At 59.0% G+C, this 15,657-nt stretch carries 16 protein-coding genes; 10 read left to right on the top strand and 6 right to left on the bottom strand.

What is annotated here, in order from left to right:
• A partial coding sequence (locus ACIOVB_RS04740) for an LLM class flavin-dependent oxidoreductase (protein WP_401265329.1) occupies window positions 1-371 on the bottom strand: 371 nt, incomplete at its 3' end.
• A gap of 68 nt (window positions 372-439) precedes the next feature.
• On the bottom strand, window positions 440-925 hold the full coding sequence (locus ACIOVB_RS04735; protein ID WP_401265326.1) for a flavin reductase family protein: 486 nt from the start codon (window positions 923-925) through the stop codon (window positions 440-442).
• A gap of 324 nt (window positions 926-1,249) precedes the next feature.
• Between ACIOVB_RS04735 and ACIOVB_RS04730 the strand changes: the two genes are divergently transcribed.
• Entirely contained in the window at window positions 1,250-2,656 is a 1,407-nt protein-coding gene (locus ACIOVB_RS04730) for a purine-cytosine permease family protein (RefSeq protein ID WP_401265324.1), read from the top strand.
• Window positions 2,657-2,908: 252 nt separating this feature from the next.
• The gene (locus ACIOVB_RS04725) at window positions 2,909-4,009 is read left to right on the top strand and encodes a polyamine ABC transporter substrate-binding protein (protein WP_187681007.1); all 1,101 of its coding nucleotides are present in this window, start codon (window positions 2,909-2,911) and stop codon (window positions 4,007-4,009) included.
• Window positions 4,010-4,121: 112 nt separating this feature from the next.
• Here the strand turns inward: ACIOVB_RS04725 and ACIOVB_RS04720 are convergent, their stop codons facing one another.
• Entirely contained in the window at window positions 4,122-4,427 is a 306-nt protein-coding gene (locus ACIOVB_RS04720; protein WP_401265321.1) for a DUF2388 domain-containing protein, read from the bottom strand.
• A gap of 188 nt (window positions 4,428-4,615) precedes the next feature.
• Here ACIOVB_RS04720 and dnaQ point away from each other — a divergent pair, with 188 nt between their 5' ends.
• The 3 genes from dnaQ to ACIOVB_RS04705 all read left to right on the top strand — a co-directional run bounded on the left by dnaQ (window position 4,616) and on the right by ACIOVB_RS04705 (window position 8,385).
• Window positions 4,616-5,374 (top strand): DNA polymerase III subunit epsilon, encoded by a 759-nt coding sequence (gene dnaQ / locus ACIOVB_RS04715; protein ID WP_401265319.1) that lies wholly within the window; start codon window positions 4,616-4,618, stop codon window positions 5,372-5,374.
• Window positions 5,375-5,500: 126 nt separating this feature from the next.
• Window positions 5,501-7,756, top strand: coding sequence for an Orn/Lys/Arg decarboxylase N-terminal domain-containing protein (locus tag ACIOVB_RS04710; protein ID WP_401265317.1), 2,256 nt, complete (start codon window positions 5,501-5,503; stop codon window positions 7,754-7,756).
• A gap of 14 nt (window positions 7,757-7,770) precedes the next feature.
• Window positions 7,771-8,385 (top strand): GNAT family N-acetyltransferase, encoded by a 615-nt coding sequence (locus ACIOVB_RS04705; protein WP_187681011.1) that lies wholly within the window; start codon window positions 7,771-7,773, stop codon window positions 8,383-8,385.
• On the opposite strand, the gene ACIOVB_RS04700 is transcribed toward ACIOVB_RS04705, so the two are convergent.
• Both ACIOVB_RS04700 and ACIOVB_RS04695 read right to left on the bottom strand, forming a co-directional pair.
• Entirely contained in the window at window positions 8,351-9,244 is an 894-nt protein-coding gene (locus ACIOVB_RS04700) for a LysR substrate-binding domain-containing protein (protein WP_401265314.1), read from the bottom strand. The two genes, ACIOVB_RS04705 and ACIOVB_RS04700, sit on opposite strands and share 35 nt — an antisense overlap.
• 83 nt (window positions 9,245-9,327) lie before the next feature.
• Complete coding sequence (locus ACIOVB_RS04695) at window positions 9,328-9,588, bottom strand: hypothetical protein (protein ID WP_401265312.1); 261 nt, start codon at window positions 9,586-9,588, stop codon at window positions 9,328-9,330.
• A gap of 182 nt (window positions 9,589-9,770) precedes the next feature.
• Here ACIOVB_RS04695 and ACIOVB_RS04690 point away from each other — a divergent pair, with 182 nt between their 5' ends.
• Together ACIOVB_RS04690 and ACIOVB_RS04685 are read left to right on the top strand one after the other, a co-directional pair.
• Window positions 9,771-10,328: an NADPH-dependent FMN reductase gene (locus tag ACIOVB_RS04690; protein WP_401265310.1), complete on the top strand. Its 558-nt coding sequence runs from the start codon at window positions 9,771-9,773 to the stop codon at window positions 10,326-10,328.
• Window positions 10,329-10,472: 144 nt separating this feature from the next.
• Window positions 10,473-11,756, top strand: a complete 1,284-nt coding sequence (locus ACIOVB_RS04685; RefSeq protein ID WP_187678753.1) for an arsenic transporter — start codon at window positions 10,473-10,475, stop codon at window positions 11,754-11,756.
• An 85-nt stretch (window positions 11,757-11,841) separates the two neighbouring features.
• On the opposite strand, the gene ACIOVB_RS04680 is transcribed toward ACIOVB_RS04685, so the two are convergent.
• The gene (locus ACIOVB_RS04680) at window positions 11,842-12,792 is read right to left on the bottom strand and encodes a DUF1853 family protein (RefSeq protein ID WP_401265307.1); all 951 of its coding nucleotides are present in this window, start codon (window positions 12,790-12,792) and stop codon (window positions 11,842-11,844) included.
• Between the two features lie 115 nt (window positions 12,793-12,907).
• On the opposite strand from ACIOVB_RS04680, the gene ACIOVB_RS04675 reads away from it, so the two are divergent.
• Genes ACIOVB_RS04675 through ACIOVB_RS04665 form a run of 3 tightly spaced genes read left to right on the top strand, consistent with a single transcriptional unit; the run spans window position 12,908 to window position 15,635 of the window.
• Window positions 12,908-13,798, top strand: a complete 891-nt coding sequence (locus tag ACIOVB_RS04675; RefSeq protein ID WP_187678751.1) for an NAD(+) kinase — start codon at window positions 12,908-12,910, stop codon at window positions 13,796-13,798.
• Window positions 13,795-14,769, top strand: a complete 975-nt coding sequence (locus ACIOVB_RS04670) for a metallophosphoesterase (RefSeq protein WP_370872657.1) — start codon at window positions 13,795-13,797, stop codon at window positions 14,767-14,769. Before ACIOVB_RS04675 ends, ACIOVB_RS04670 begins: the two co-directional genes overlap by 4 nt.
• Entirely contained in the window at window positions 14,766-15,635 is an 870-nt protein-coding gene (locus tag ACIOVB_RS04665; RefSeq protein ID WP_401265305.1) for a rhomboid family intramembrane serine protease, read from the top strand. The genes ACIOVB_RS04670 and ACIOVB_RS04665 overlap by 4 nt, the downstream gene beginning before the upstream one ends.
• Window positions 15,636-15,657: the final 22 nt, after the last annotated feature.

Raw genomic sequence — 15,657 nt, 5'->3', positions numbered from 1 at the left:
GCTGGCATGCCGCCGGCCATGCGATCGAATTCAACTTGATAAGCGCCGCGTGCCAGACCGACTTCCATGCGGCCGTTGCTGATCACGTCGAGCAAGGCGCATTCACCGGCGACCCGCAGCGGGTGCCAGAACGGCGCGATGATGGTGCCGGCGCCGAGGTGAATGGTGGTGGTTTTGGCCGCGAGGTAGGCGAGCAGTGGCATCGGGCTTGGCGAGATGGTGTATTCCATGGCGTGGTGTTCGCCGATCCACACGGTGCTGAAACCACCGGCCTCGGCCATCAGGGTCAGTTCGGTCAGATCTTCGAACAGTTGGCGGTGGCTGACGCTTTCGTCCCAGCGTTCCATGTGGATGAACAGGGAAAATTTCATGACGCTACCTCGGATCTTTTGTTATTGGCCGGTCGTGTGCGGACCTGACGGAGTGGTAATCGTAGGGATCAGGCGAAAGCGGGCAGGGCACCCATCTTGCCGTGGCAATACACCAGCGGCCCGGTGTGCTGCTCGGGGACGATCAGATTCTTCACCGCACCGACCATGATGGCGTGGTCGCCGCCTTCGTATTCGCGCCACAACTCACACTCGATGATAGCCGTCGCATTCGCCAAAATCGGGTTGCCCAGTTCGCTCAATGTCCATTCGATGCCTTGCGCCTTGTCCTTGCCTTTGCGGGCGAAGGCATAGGCTTCGCTTTGCTGGCCGCCGGATAAAAAGTGGATCGCAAAGCGTTTGTTCTTGATCAGCACAGGGTAGGAGTCGGAGCTGTAGTTGGGGCAGAACAGCACCAGGGCCGGGTCCATCGACAACGAACTGAAGGCGCTGGCGGTCAGGCCGACAATCTGGCCGTCATCATCCAGCGTGGTGATAACGGTTACGCCGGACGGGAACGAGCCCATGACTTGTTTGTAGATGGCGGCATCGATCATTGGACAGTCCTCGGGTGGTGTGACGCTGTTTTTATGTATTTGTTGGTCTGATGGTATACCACAAAATAATCTTTGCAAGAGCTTTTAAGCTGAACCGATAAACGTGCTGCGTTCGTCGGAAACTGTGTATCTACGGGGCTTTCGGCTGTTCTAGAAGCCGCTGTTTCAGCGAGGATGACGGATCAGATAGCGCCGCAAACTGCGGATCAGTCTTGTGAAATGTTTGGAATACCATAATATGGTTCGCATCTGAGGGGCGACCAGAGAGTCCTCCCGGTTTGGCTTCATACAACGATAAGAACAGACAAACTCGAGTTCATGCATATGTCCCAGATGTCCCGGCAAGATCCGTTGATCGAGAATCACACGGTCGACTACGTTCCACTCGCGGAACGCCACGGGAAGGCCCGCGACCTTTTCACCCTTTGGTTCAGCACCAACATTGCGCCACTGCCCATTGTCACCGGCGCCATGGTGGTTCAGGTGTTCCATCTCGATTTGCTCTGGGGGCTGTTGGCGATTGCGCTGGGCCACATGGTCGGTGGCGTGGTGATTGCGCTGGCGTCGGCGCAAGGCCCACGCATGGGCATTCCGCAAATGGTCCAGAGTCGCGGCCAGTTCGGCCGTTATGGCGCGCTGTTGATCGTGTTCTTCGCGGCGATCATCTATATCGGTTTCTTCATTTCCAACATTGTGCTGGCGGGTAAATCCATCGTCGGTATCGCGCCGTCAGTGCCGGCACCGTTGAGCATTTTGATCGGTGCGTTGGCAGCCACGGCGATCGGCGTGATCGGCTACAACTTCATCCATACGTTGAACCGCATCGGTACCTGGGTGATGGGCAGCGCGTTGCTGGCCGGGTTCATTTACATCTTCGCCCATGACTTGCCGGCGGACTTCCTGACTCGCGGCAGCTTCAATCTCTCCGGCTGGCTGGCGACGGTATCGTTGGGGATCATCTGGCAGATCAGTTTCTCGCCGTACGTCTCCGACTATTCGCGTTACCTGCCGGCGGACATCGGCATCGCCAAGCCGTTTTGGGCTACGTATCTGGGCGCAACGCTGGGCACGATTCTGTCGTTCAGCTTCGGCGCGGTGGCGGTGCTGGCGACGCCTGAAGGCACTGAAGCGATGGTTGCGGTGAAGCAGTCCACCGGGTGGTTGGGGCCGATTCTGATGGTGCTGTTTCTGCTCAATATCATCAGCCACAACGCCCTCAATCTGTACGGCGCGGTTCTATCGATCATTACGTCTATCCAGACTTTCGCCAGCCAATGGACACCGAGCATCAAGGTGCGCGTGGTGCTGTCGAGCGTGATCCTGGCGGGATGCTGCGTGGTCGCACTCGGCGCGTCGGCGGATTTCATTTCCGAGTTCATCGGTCTGATTCTCGCGCTGTTGCTGGTGCTGGTGCCGTGGGCGTCGATCAATCTGATCGACTTCTACCTGATCAAGCGAGGCTGCTACGACATCACCTCGATCTTCCGTGCTGACGGTGGAATTTACGGGCGCTTCAACCTGCACGCGATCATTGCCTATTTCATCGGCATCCTCGTGCAGTTGCCGTTTGCCAACACTTCGCTGTACATCGGGCCTTACGCCAATCTGGTGGAGGGTGCGGACCTGTCGTGGCTGGTCGGCCTGGTGGTGACGGTTCCGCTGTATTACTGCCTCGCGACGCGTGGCCAGACTCAGCAGAGCAGGGCGGCGAGGTTGGGTTACACCGACTGATCTGCGTCTGCAGTACTGACAATGCCCGGCCAATCGCCGGGCATTATTGTTTCCGCATTCTGGCGGACATTCAAATTGGCCACATCGATCCCCTTTTGGCCAATCGCCCTCTGTGATCCGTCTACGCTGTCAGCAAGAATCAGGGCCATAACGAGACGCCAGACCTTTTTTGCCCTCGGCTACCTTTAAAGCCGCTGCCGTGTACAGAACATAAAAACCATCGAACTCACGTCGCATTCTGGGGAAACAACCATGGTCACGATGAAACGCATACTGGGTGCCACCGTGTGTGGGCTTACGCTGCTGGCCAGCGCCGTCCAGGCTGAGCAGCGCGAGTTGCGGGTGTACAACTGGGCGGATTACATCCTGCCGTCCGTGCCCAAGGATTTCGCCGCAAAAAACGGCATCAAAGTGACCTGGGACACCTTCGACACCAACGAATCCCTGGAAGCCAAATTGCTGACCGGTAACTCTGGCTACGATCTGGTGGTGCCGTCCAACCAGTTCCTCGATACGCAGATCAAGGCTGGTGTTTTCCAGAAACTCGACAAGTCCAAGCTACCGAACTGGAGCCACCAGGATCCGGAACTGTTGAAGCTGCTGGGCAAGAACGATCCGGGTAACCAGTACGGCGTGCCGTACATGGTCGGTACTGTGCTGATCGGCTTTAACCCGGCCAAGGTCAAGGCTGCGCTGGGCGAGAACGCGCCGGTGGACAGCTGGGATCTGGTGTTCAAACCCGAGAACATGGAAAAACTCAAATCCTGCGGCGTGGCGATGCTCGATTCGCCGACGGAGATCCTGCCGCTGGCCCTGCATTATCTTGGTCTCGACCCGAACAGCCAGAACCCTGCCGACTATGAAAAAGCCAAGGAGTTAATGCTCAAGGTTCGTCCATACGTGACCTATTTCAACTCGGCCAAATACATGACCGACATCGCCAACGGCGACATCTGCGTGGCCATCGGTTACTCGGGCAGCTTCTACCAGTTCGGCAACCGCGCCAAAGAGGCGGGCAACGGCGTGGTGGTCGACTGGCGCTTGCCGAAGGAGGGCGCTCCGATCTGGTTCGACACGTTCGCGATTCCGAAGAGCGCGAAGAACGTCGCCGAAGCCCACGAATTCCTCAACACCTTGCTCGATCCGAAGGTGATTGCGCCGATCAGTGATTTCCTCGGTTACCCGAACGCGAACAAGGATTCAATGGCGCTGATCAACAAAGAGATTACCGGCAACCCGAATCTGACGCCGACCCCTGAAGCGCTGAAAACCCTCTATGTGGTTCAGCCATTGCCGCAAAAACTTGAGCGCGTACGCACGCGGGTCTGGACCAGCATCAAGTCCGATAAGTAATACCGGCAACTCTTCTATCCGCATGCAGCCCAGAGCGCGACTCTCGCGCTCTGGGCTTCTCCCGCAGAGCCGCGTAGCGGGTTTGGCAGCGGATCACGACAATAACGCCGACTCACAGGATCAATATGGCTTCAGCCAACTGCTGATCGGTGTAATCCGAATCTTTGAGCACTTCGCGAATCCGCAAAAATGCCGCCTCCATTCGCGCCCCGCGAATCTCTCCGGCACTGGCCACAAACGCCGCCGCATCGTCCTTGGCCGCCAGCACAACCTTGTCGTCCTTGAACGATCCGCTCGTCCCTTTACTCGAGCTGAGCGTCAGGCTCAGGGTGATGTCGGTGCTGATGACGAAACTGGTGGCATGTGCTTCGGCCGCCAGCAAACAGCCGCCAAGCAGTAAAACCTGTGCAGTCTTCATGACGCATTCAAATCCGTGGGAAACCAGCCGCGAACGCTATCAAGCCGATTCCCCGCAAACTTTATGAACTTTGCCAATGATTGTTAAAAACTGCATGAGTGCCGATCACCCGGCGGCGCGCGACGTGTGCCGCGAGCGTGTTAACATCCGCGTTTTTGCACGATAGACCCGTTGAGAGCTGAGCACTGATGGCCACCAGATCCGTTGTACTCGATACCGAAACCACCGGCATGCCGGTGACCGATGGTCACCGGATTATCGAAATCGGCTGTGTCGAACTGATCGGTCGGCGCCTGACGGGCCGGCACTTTCACGTTTACCTGCAACCGGATCGCGAGAGTGATGAAGGCGCCATCGGCGTCCACGGCATCACCAACGAATTCCTGGTGGGCAAGCCGCGCTTTGCCGAAGTCGCTGATGAGTTCTTCGAGTTCATCAAGGGCGCGCAGCTGATCATCCATAACGCGGCGTTCGACGTTGGCTTCATCAACAACGAATTCGCCTTGATGGGCCAGCAGGATCGCGCCGACATCACGCAGCACTGCTCGATCCTCGATACCCTGATGATGGCCAGGGAACGTCACCCGGGGCAGCGCAACAGCCTCGATGCGTTGTGCAAACGTTATGGCGTCGACAACTCCGGCCGTGAACTGCACGGCGCTTTGCTCGACTCGGAGATTCTCGCCGACGTTTACCTGACCATGACCGGGGGCCAGACCAGCCTGTCGTTGGCCGGCAACGCTTCCGACGGTAATGGTACTGGGGAAGGCGCGGATAACTCCGCCACGGAAATCCGTCGCTTGCCGGCCGATCGCCAGCCAGCGCGGATCATTCGCGCGACGGAGGATGAACTGGCCGCTCACTTGGTGCGTCTGGAAATCATCGCCAAATCCGCTGGCGGTCCGGCGCTATGGACGCAGATCGCAGAAGCCGACGCTCAGGCCTGAAGAGCAAAAGATCTTTTACTTTTGGCAGTACTGACAAGTGGCCACCCTCGCCACTTTCACTGCAACCCTCTACGCTGAGTGCATTGGCGGATTTGAATCCGCTGCTGCCTCAGGACACCGAGCCCCATGTACAAAGATTTGAAGTTTCCGGTGTTGATCGTCCATCGCGACATCAAGGCCGATACCGTCGCCGGTGATCGTATCCGTGGCATCGCCCGGGAGTTGGAGCAGGAAGGTTTCAGTATCGTTTCGGCCACCGACTACACCGAAGGGCGTCTGGTGGCTTCGACCCACCATGGCCTCGCGTGCATGCTGATCGCCGCCGAGGATGCCAGCACCAACTCGCATCTTTTGCAGAACATGGCCGAACTGATCGGCCTGGCGCGGGTGCGTGCGCCTGATCTGCCGATCTTTGCCCTGGGCGAACAGGTCACTCTGGAAAACGCCCCGGCCGATGCCATGGCCGAACTCAATCAATTGCGCGGGATCCTTTACCTGTTCGAAGACACCGTGCCGTTTCTGGCCCGGCAAGTCGCACGGGCGGCGCGAAAGTATCTGGACGGTTTGCTGCCTCCGTTTTTCAAGGCGCTGGTGCAACACACCGCCGATTCCAACTATTCCTGGCACACCCCCGGTCACGGCGGTGGCGTGGCGTATCACAAAAGCCCGGTGGGGCAGGCGTTTCATCAGTTCTTTGGCGAAAACACCCTGCGCTCGGACTTGTCGGTGTCGGTGCCGGAACTCGGTTCGCTGCTCGACCACACCGGCCCGCTCGCCGAAGCCGAGGCTCGGGCGGCGCGCAATTTTGGTGCTGATCACACCTTTTTCGTGATCAATGGCACCTCGACCGCCAACAAGATCGTCTGGCATTCCATGGTCGCTCGCGATGATCTGGTGCTGGTGGATCGCAACTGCCACAAGTCGGTGCTGCACGCGATCATCATGACCGGTGCGATTCCGTTGTACCTGTGCCCGGAGCGCAATGAACTGGGAATCATCGGTCCGATTCCGCTGAGCGAGTTCAGCCGCGAATCGATCCAGGCCAAGATCGACGCGAGTCCTTTGACCAAGGGCCGCGCACCGAAAGTCAAACTGGCGGTGGTCACCAACTCGACCTACGACGGCCTCTGTTACAACGCCGAACTGATCAAGCAAAACCTCGGCAATAGCGTCGAAGTGCTGCATTTCGACGAGGCCTGGTACGCCTATGCGGCGTTTCATGAATTCTTCGCCGGGCGCTATGGCATGGCCACCTCGCGCAGCGAAGACAGTCCGCTGGTGTTTACCACCCATTCCACCCATAAACTGCTCGCCGCGTTCAGTCAGGCGTCGATGATCCATGTGCAGGACGGCGGCGCGCGGCAACTGGACCGGGATCGGTTCAACGAAGCGTTCATGATGCACATCTCCACTTCGCCGCAATACAGCATCATCGCCTCGCTGGATGTGGCCTCGGCCATGATGGAAGGCCCGGCCGGGCGCTCGCTGTTGCAGGAAACCTTTGATGAAGCCCTGAGTTTCCGCCGTGCGCTGGCCAATTTGCGGCAGCACATTGCCGCGGATGACTGGTGGTTTTCGATCTGGCAGCCACCGGGCGTCGAAGGCATTGACCGTGTGCAAACGGAAGACTGGCTGCTGCAACCGGATGCCGAATGGCACGGGTTCGGTGAAGTCAGCGACGATTACGTTTTGCTCGACCCAATCAAGGTCACGCTGGTGATGCCAGGTCTGAACGCCGGTGGCGCGTTGAGCGAGAAGGGCATACCGGCAGCCGTGGTCAGCAAGTTCCTTTGGGAGCGCGGGCTAGTGGTAGAGAAGACCGGGCTGTATTCATTTCTGGTGCTGTTCTCCATGGGCATCACCAAAGGCAAATGGAGCACGCTGCTCACCGAGTTGCTGGAGTTCAAGCGCAGTTACGACGCCAACGTCAGCCTGGCGACGTGCCTGCCATGTGTCGCGCAAGAAGACACGGCGCGCTATCGCGGCATGGGCCTGCGAGACTTATGCGATCAACTGCACGCCTGCTATCGCAGCAACGCGACGGCCAAACATCTCAAACGCATGTACACGGTACTACCGGAAATCGCCATGAAGCCGGCTCACGCCTACGATCATTTGGTGCGTGGGGAGGTCGAGGCTGTGCCGATTGATAGGCTGGAAGGAAGGATTGCTGCCGTGATGCTGGTGCCGTATCCCCCAGGGATCCCCCTGATCATGCCCGGCGAGCGCTTTACCGAATCGACGCGCTCGATCATCGATTACCTGAAATTTGCCCGCACGTTCGATAGCAGCTTTCCCAGTTTTGTCGCGGATGTGCATGGACTGCAACATGAAGATGAAGGCAATGGACGGCAGTACACCGTCGATTGCGTCAAGGAATGAGGACTTATCCCAGTATGCAACCGGTCATGAATCCGAAATATCCAGGTCTGTCGGTGCGGGTTGCCGATGAAGGCTTTGCGCCTTATATCTGGGGCAGCGACTTCAGTTTCGAGGTCGCCGCCTATGGCGCCGCGGTCATCGGCAAGCCCGTTGAACAGTGGCTGGTAACGCCGATCGTGCCTTACCGCAAGTGCTACGGCATTGATCCCGAGGAGTTCAGCAGTTTTCATAATGCCGCCGACAGCGCGATTTTCATGGCCTACCTCGATGACGAACCGGTCGGCCATCTGGTGATCAGCACCAACTGGAACGGCTTTGCCCATATCGATGAGCTGGCGGTGCACGCACCGGCCCGCCGTCATGGCGTCGCCAAGGCGTTGCTCGATGTGGCGCAGTTCTGGAGCCGCAAGAAGAAGTTGCCCGGCATCATGCTGGAAACCCAGAACAACAACCTCGGGGCTTGTCGGTTGTATGAGCGTTGTGGCTACGTGATCGGCGGTGTCGACCAGTTGCGTTATCGCGGAATTGATCCGAATACCGCTGAAGTGGCGCTGTTCTGGTATCGATTGTTCGATAACCCGCTGGAAAACCCGCTCAGCTCGACAGCATCGCCTCGGCTTGTTCCGTGAGGATGGCCAGTAACGTCTGAATCGCCGAAGACGGCGCTGCGTGCTTGAAGGTCAAGGCATAGAGGCTGATCGGCACGGCGGGGGACAGCGGACAGACATCCAGCCCGGCAGCGCGGGCGCCTAACGCGGTAAACGGATCGACAATGGCCAGCCCTTCACCGGCCTCGACCATGCTGCGCATCATTTGGTGGGTTTGTACCCGGGTCTGGATGCTTGGGGCGGGGCGCAGTGCCTGGAGTTTGTTTTCCAGCGCCGGGCTCAGCGGGTCCTGACCTTCGAGGCCGACCATCGCTTGCCCGGCCAGATCCTGCAGGGAGATGTATTTCTGCTTCGGTTGCAGCCAGCCGTGGGGGGCCAGCAGTTGCAGTTTGCCCTGTGCCAGCGGCTGGCAATCAATGTCGGGGTGCTCAGGATCATGCAGACTCAGGCCCAGGTCACTCTCGCGCAGCAACAGGCTGCGGACGATGTCGCGGGTCGGTGCGCTGAGCAGGTTGCAAGGTGCATCGGGCAAGCGCCGGCGCAGGGCGGCCAGGCTTTGCGGCAATAACTGCTGGGTGAGTGGCGGAGTGCCAATGATGCATACGGGCGGGGCGAGGTATTGCTTGAGGCTACTGGCCAATCGTTGCACCGGCTCCAGTGCTTCGTAAACGTGCGCGATTTCAACCTGCAACGCCCGGGCTTCTGGCGTCGATTGCAGACGCCCGCGAACGCTGGCGAACAGCATGAACCCCAACTGACTTTCGGCTTCGCGCAAGCGCTCTTCGACTTCGGTAACCGGCAACTGCAGCCATTCGGCGGCGGTGCCCAGGTGACCGGTCTGCAAGAGCGCCTGAATCACTTCGATATGACGTAAACGCATGCGTGAAGTCCATGTTCAGCAGGTGGGGGCAGGCTGAATCCTACCCCAAGTCTGCGCATATGACTTCTGCTCATAACACAGGGTTATGAGGCGACGGTGGTTTCCGTCAGGCTGCCGACGTAGGTGTCGGGCTCGCGAACGATCGTGACGCCCGATTGAACCAGCAAAAACTCGTTGTCACTGACCTTGTTGACACGATCGCCAATGGCCAGTTTGTAAGTGGTAACAGGCTCCATGCCAGCGAGACCGTCTACCGACGGGTTGGATTCCTGGAATTCATGCACGGAATAAACGCGGCCTTCCGCATCTCTTGCATGGAACTGACCGACGAGTACTGCTGCCATCTGCTTAGAACCTCTGGAGATAAAACGCTTGATTTGCGGCTTGGTAGACCTTCATCAAGGCCTGTAAGTTTTCCTACAGGAAAAAAATAATCAGCATGCGGGAATTTCCCTCGTTTGCTGGTGGAACCGGCACCGGATCATCTATAACTTGTGGCTCCTCCCACGGACATCGAGAGTCTTCCATGAGCAATGTCTACAACGTCGCCGTAGTGGTCGGCAGCCTGCGTAAAGCTTCGATCAATCGCAAAGTCGCTCTGGCGCTGGCGGAACTGGCCCCGGCCAACCTCAAGCTTGAGATTGTCGAGATTGGTGATCTGCCACTCTATAACGAAGACATTGACGGCGATTCTCCGCCGGCAGCCTACAGCACTTTCCGGCAAAAAGTGGGTTCATCCGACGCGGTGCTGTTTGTGACGCCCGAATACAACCGTTCGGTGCCCGCACCCTTGAAGAATGCCATCGATGTTGGTTCGCGGCCTTACGGCAAGAGCGTCTGGAGCGGCAAGCCGGGTGCGGTGATGAGCGTATCGCCGGGCGCCATCGGCGGATTTGGCGCCAACCAGCATCTGCGCCAGTCCTTTGTGTTTCTCGATGTGCCGTGCATGCAGCAGCCTGAAGCGTATCTGGGTGGCGCGGGTTCGGCGTTCGATGAGGCGGGCAAATTGAGTGAATCGGTGAAGCCGTTCCTGCAAAAATTCATAGATGCTTACGGACAATTCGTAGAACAACACAAAAAGTAATTCTTATATGGGACAAATGTAGCAGTGAGCCTGCTCGCGATAGCATGTCAATCAGTCGACTGACATACCGCTATCGCGAGCAGGCTCACTCCTACAGGTTTTGTGTTCACTTCATTACTGCATTTCAATTGAAGGTTTTCGCGGATGCTCGCTGCGTCACTTATTTTCCTGCTGACCATTACCCTCGTTATCTGGCAACCCAAAGGCCTCGGTGTCGGCTGGAGTGCGACGTTGGGCGCCGTGCTGGCGCTGATCTTCGGTGTGGTACACCTGAGCGACATCCCGCTGGTCTGGCAAATCATCTGGAACGCCACCGGCACCTTCGTCGCGCTGATCATCATCAGTCTGTTGCTCGACGAGGCGGGTTTTTTCGCTTGGGCCGCATTGCATGTGGCGCGGTGGGGGCGAGGCAGTGGGCGCAAGTTGTTTGCCTTCATGGTGCTGCTTGGTGCGCTGGTTTCGGCACTTTTTGCCAATGACGGTGCAGCGCTGATCCTCACGCCTATCGTCATCTCGATGCTGCTGGCGCTGCGCTTCTCGCCGGCGGCGACGCTGGCTTTTGTCATGGGCGCAGGGTTTATTGCCGACACCGCGAGCCTGCCGCTGGTGGTGTCGAACCTGGTCAACATCGTCTCGGCGGACTTCTTTCACATCGGATTCAATCGCTATGCTGCGGTGATGGTGCCGGTGAATTTCGTCAGCGTCGCCGCGACGCTGGGCATGTTGCTGTGGTTTTTCCGTCGCGACATTCCCAAGGCTTACGACCCCGAACAGCTCGAACATCCAGAAACCGCAATTCACGACAAAGCCACGTTTTATGCCGGTTGGGCGGTGTTGGCGATCTTGTTGGTGGGTTGCTTTGCCCTCGAGCCGCTGGGCATTCCGATCAGTGCGATTTCCGCCGTGTGCGCAGCATTGCTGCTGGGCATCGCCGCCCGTGGACACAAGATTTCCACGCGCAAAGTGATGAAAGAAGCGCCGTGGCAGATCGTGATTTTCTCGCTGGGCATGTATCTGGTGGTCTACGGTCTGCGCAATGCCGGTTTGACCGGCTATCTCGCCGGTTGGCTGGATATCTTCGCCGGTCATGGCGTGTGGGGCGCGGCCATGGGCACTGGCGTGCTGACGGCGCTGTTGTCGTCGATCATGAACAATTTGCCCACGGTGCTGATCGGCTTGCTGTCGATCGATGCCAGTCAGGCAAGCGGGGTGGTCAAGGAGGCGATGATCTACGCCAACGTGATCGGCAGCGATCTGGGGCCGAAGATCACGCCGATTGGCAGCCTGGCGACGTTGCTGTGGCTGCATGTGCTGGAGCGCAAGGGGATTCACATTGGCTGGGGGTATTACTTCAGGGTGGGGATTGTGCTGACGGTGCCGGTGTTATTGGTGACGTTGGCGGCTTTGGCTGTGCGGTTATCTTTTTAGAAGCAAGATCAAAAGATCGCAGCCTTCGGCAGTTCCTGCAGGGTGTACGCATTCCAAATGTAGGCGCTGCCGAAGGCTGCGATCTTTAAGCTTGGCCAGGGACATTCGGCCAAAGGTCGGACACCAGAAACAAGCGCTCCGCCTCTTCCCATTCGCCCTGTGCATTCTCGGTCAGGCGCACCATCAACTGCGCCGGGGCTAGCGGTTCCAAGCCTTCCAGCCACATCTGCAAATGCTCGGGAGCCCAGGTCTGATCCGCCGGGTAGTGCGCCGGCGCCAGCCAGGCATGACGGGGCAGGGGTTGCCAACGGCCTGCCGGACGCTGCGCGACGAACGCCGGCCAATCCTTCTGATGCAACCAACTGCCACGTAAATGCTGCGGGTGGGCGCCATCCGGCGACTGCGAAGGGCCGGGCCACGGATACAGCAGATACCCGCCCAGCCACAGTTGCGCACTGAATACTTCGATATCCAGTTTCGCCAGGACTTCGCGGCTTTCCGGGCGCGCTGAAATCGGCAGTTGATGCTCGACCAGATGCGCCAGTTTGCGATCCAGCCGATCGTGACAGCCCGGCCCGAGCCATTGCGCCGGATCATGGCCGTCACCCTGTTGCGGGCCGAGATAGAGTTTGATCGCCAGTTCGAGGTGATGCACGCCATCGCGGTCACGAAGCAGCATGTCCAACTCGCCCAGGGTATGGCCTTCGCGACGGATCGGCAGGTTCGCTGCGATCAGCTCAATCCCCGGCGCATGCTCCACGGCAAACTGCCACAAGCGCTCGTAATACAGGCCCAGACGCCGAGTGCGCGCCTGCGACAACCAGTGCAGCAGTCCGTAACTGTCACGATCAAGCTGACGTAGCCATTGCTCCAGACGCTCGGGATCGGCAACCCAGTCGCTACCGGCCAATGGATGACGCTGCGGCCACGGTGTAATCGCGAGCATCGGCGGGGCGAGAATCACCCACGCCAGATCACGCACTTCCGGATGGCGTAATTGATGGGGCAACTGCAGCAGGTCGGGAAATAGGATCATCTTGCGAGCATAGCCTTAAACACGAGCCCGCCCTTGAGGCTGAAAGGATTTTGTCTATCGCAGGCTTTCGCCCATAATCGTGGTTTTCGCGTTTTCGATTGTCCGCAGAGGTCCCATGGAGCAATTTCGTAATATCGGCATCATCGGTCGCTTGGGCAGTTCCCAGGTGCTGGATACCGTCCGCCGACTGAAACGGTTTCTGCTCGATCGTCACCTGCATGTGATCCTCGAAGACACTATCGCCGAAGTCCTGCCGGGCCACGGCCTGCAAACTTCGTCGCGCAAGATGCTCGGTGAAGTCTGCGACATGGTCATCGTCGTCGGCGGTGACGGCAGCCTGCTCGGGGCCGCCCGTGCGCTGGCAAAACACAATATTCCGGTGCTGGGGATCAACCGTGGCAGCCTCGGTTTTCTCACCGATATTCGCCCGGATGAGCTGGAAGTCGAAGTCGCCAAGGTCCTCGACGGCCATTATCTGGTGGAAAACCGCTTCCTGCTGCAAGCCGAAGTCCGCCGCCACGGCGAGGCCATCGGTCAGGGTGATGCGCTCAACGATGTGGTGCTGCACCCGGGCAAGTCGACGCGGATGATCGAGTTCGAGCTGTACATTGACGGCCAGTTCGTCTGCAGCCAGAAGGCCGACGGCCTGATCGTCGCCACCCCGACCGGTTCCACTGCTTATGCGTTGTCTGCCGGCGGGCCGATCATGCATCCCAAGCTCGACGCCATTGTGATCGTGCCGATGTACCCCCATATGTTGTCGAGCAGGCCAATTGTGGTCGATGGCAACAGTGAGCTGAAAATCGTCGTGTCGAAAAACATGCAGATCTATCCGCAAGTCTCCTGCGACGGGCAGAACCACTTCACCTGCGCGCCGGGCGACACCATCACCGTCAGCAAGAAAGCGCAGAAACTGCGACTGATCCACCCGCTCGACCACAACTACTACGAAGTCTGCCGCACCAAGCTCGGCTGGGGCAGCAAGCTGGGCGGTGGAGGCGACTGATGCTCGATCCCGCGCGCAGTTATGACCTGATTGGTGACGTGCACGGATGCGCCTTGACCCTCGAACATCTGCTTGACCGTCTCGGTTATCACAAGCAGGGCGGGGTCTGGCGGCATCCATCGCGCATGGCCGTGTTCGTCGGTGACATCATCGACCGTGGCCCGCGGATTCGCGAGGCGCTGCACATCGTCCACGACATGGTCGAGGCCGGTCAGGCCTTGTGCATCATGGGCAACCATGAATTCAATGCCCTCGGCTGGAGCACACCGGCGCCACCGGGCAGCGGCAAGCAGTTCGTGCGTGAGCACACGCCGCGCCATGCGCGATTGCTCCATGAAACCCTGACTCAGTTCGAAGACCATCCCGGCGACTGGCACGACTTTCAGCAGTGGTTCTATGAACTGCCGCTGGTGGTGGATGCCGGGCGTTTCCGTGTGGTGCATGCGTGCTGGGACGCCGGCCTGATCGAACCGCTGCGCGGCCTGTTTCCCGATGCACGCATCGATGAGCATTTTCTCCAGGCCTCGGCCGTGCCCGGCAGCTTCGCCTGCACCGTGTTCGATCGCCTGCTGCGCGGCACCGACATGCGTCTGCCGGACGGCCAGACCATGACCAGTGGTGACGGTCTGGTGCGTTCGTTCTTCCGCACCAAGTTCTGGGAAGACGATCCGAAAACCTATGGCGACATCGTCTTTCAGCCCGATGCCTTGCCGGAGCCGGTGGCGCAGACGCCGCTGACTTCCACTGAAAAGAATTCCCTGCTGCGCTATGGCGTCGATGAGCCGTTGCTGTTCGTCGGCCATTACTGGCGCAGCGGCAAACCGGCGCCGATCCGCCCGAACCTCGCGTGTCTGGATTACAGCGCGGTGCTCTACGGCAAACTCGTCGCCTATCGTCTGGATCAGGAAACCCGCCTTGATCCGCATAAATTTGTCTGGGTCGATGTCGAGCGGCCGGAGGTGCTGCAATGAGTGCGGTAGCGGTATTGCGTCTGCCCCTGGCGGTGGACTTGAGCGGTTTCGTCACGCTGCTGCAACGCATGCAGGTGCCGCACCGGGTCAGTGAGGAGGCGGGCGAGCAGGTGTTGTGGGCGCCAGCGGAGGTCAGCGACGACGTTCGTTCGCTGTACGAGCGCTTCCCGGCCGGTGATCCCGAGCAAACCCTGGACATTCCGGTAGCCCAGACCTTCAAGCGTCCGGGCTTCGTCGAACAATTGAAGCACGCCAAGGCCACAGGCTTCATTCTGCTGCTGTGCCTGATCGTCGCCGGCCTGACCTTTCTGGGTGAAAACCTGGAAACCCTGCGCTGGCTGACCTTCCTCGATTTCCGTGTGATCGGCGAATACATCCACTTCACTCCGTTGGCTGACAGCCTCGCGGCGGGGCAGTGGTGGCGGTTGGTGACGCCGATGCTGATCCACTTCGGCATCCTCCACCTGGCCATGAACGGCATGTGGTACTGGGAGCTGGGGCGGCGCATCGAGTCGCGTCAGGGCAGTATCAATTTGATCGGCCTGACGTTGCTGTTCAGCCTGGTGTCCAACTACGCGCAGTTCGCCTGGAGCGGCGCGACCTTGTTCGGCGGACTGTCCGGCGTGCTTTACGGGTTGCTTGGCCACTGCTGGATCTTCCAGTTGTTGTCGCCGAACCCGGCCTATCGCCTGCCGCGCGGCGTATTGGTGATGATGCTGGTGTGGCTGTTGGTGTGCATGTCCGGGCTGATCTCGATGATCGGCTTCGGCGAAATTGCCAATGCCGCCCACGTCGGCGGGTTACTCATCGGATGCTTAACCGGTTTGTTGGGCGGTTTGTATAACCGCCGTAAACTGGCCGCCTAAAATTTTCAGTGAATAAAGAGCA

Source organism: Pseudomonas sp. NPDC087639, assembly GCF_044743385.1.
In the GTDB taxonomy this organism is placed as follows: domain Bacteria; phylum Pseudomonadota; class Gammaproteobacteria; order Pseudomonadales; family Pseudomonadaceae; genus Aquipseudomonas.
This window is presented reverse-complemented; position numbering and strand designations above follow the sequence as displayed.